This window comes from Acinetobacter sp. YH12040, from assembly GCF_013420005.1.
GTDB classification, from domain to species: domain Bacteria; phylum Pseudomonadota; class Gammaproteobacteria; order Pseudomonadales; family Moraxellaceae; genus Acinetobacter; species Acinetobacter amyesii.
In genome coordinates this window covers 1-1,096 of the sequence record NZ_VOZB01000040.1, presented here as the reverse complement: position 1 = coordinate 1,096, position 1,096 = coordinate 1, and the positions used below count along the sequence as shown (strand labels likewise).

The following is a 1,096-nucleotide window of genomic DNA, read 5'->3' as shown; positions in this document are numbered from 1 at the left end:
ATTGTAAAACAGACATGTAATCTTTCTTCTGCATCTAAAGCCTTACCCATCAAGTGCTTACCACAATCATTTTATCGACGTATACAACAACGCTTCTTTGCAGATCAGTATTTCGATTATCGTCAAATTTCTCAGTTAATTTTCAATATATTTTCATTCGATAAAGTCCAATTAACTTTGGATAGAACTAATTGGAAATGGGGAAAACGAGATATTAATATCTTGATGTTAGCCATCGTCTATCGTGGAATAGCGATACCTATCCTTTGGACATTGCTCAATAAACGTGGAAATTCAGATACAAAAGAGCGTATTGCTTTGATTCAACGCTTTATCTCCATTTTTGGTAAAGATCGTATTGTGAATGTGTTTGCAGACAGAGAATTTATCGGTGAGAAATGGTTTACATGGTTAATTGAACAAGACATCAACTTCTGCATTCGTGTTAAAAAAACTTCATTGTCACCAATCATTTAGGAAAGAATCATAAAATTAGTGATTTATTTCGCCATCTTAAAGTTGGTCAAATTGAATGTCGTAAACGACGGATTTTGGTTGGTCGGGTGAAACTATATATAAGTGCACTACAGTTAGAAAATGGAGAGCTTTTACTCGTCGTTTCTCCTCAGTTTAATGCCAATGCTATTCAGGATTATGCATTACGCTGGGAAATTGAAACCTTATTCAGTTGTCTCAAAGGACGCGGGTTTAATCTTGAAAATACGCGCTTGACAGACCCTAGACGAGTGAAAAAATTGATTGCGGTGTTAGCTATAAGCTTCTGTTGGTGTTACTTAACGGGTGAATGGCAACATAATCAAAAAAAAGCGATAAAAATAAAGAAGCATGGACGACTCTCAATGAGTTTATTTCGCTATGGTTTAGACTATGTTCAAATGGCGATTCAGCGTTTAATTGGTTTTGGGAAAAAAGAAGAGTTTAAGGAAATTTTGGCAATTTTAAGAAAGCAGAATCCTGATAGGATAAGGGTTCTGTGAAATTTGTCGTGTACAGAGGAAAAAAATAAACAAGGTGCAGAATATTTAATTAATGCTGTGGCTGGAGTTGTAGGTGCTGGAGTAGGTAAAGGTGTCAC

The 1,096-nt window shown here is 35.6% G+C and carries 1 protein-coding gene; it reads left to right on the top strand.

Features of this window, described 5'->3' with window-relative positions; all coding sequences use genetic code 11:
* A protein-coding gene (locus tag FTT99_RS16345) for an IS4 family transposase (protein ID WP_180161692.1) occupies positions 1-998 on the top strand; the annotation gives its coding sequence in 2 pieces (ribosomal slippage) (positions 1-448 and positions 448-998; 999 coding nt annotated over the 2 pieces). This gene is flagged as partial in the annotation.
* Between the last annotated feature and the right edge of the window lie 98 nt (positions 999-1,096).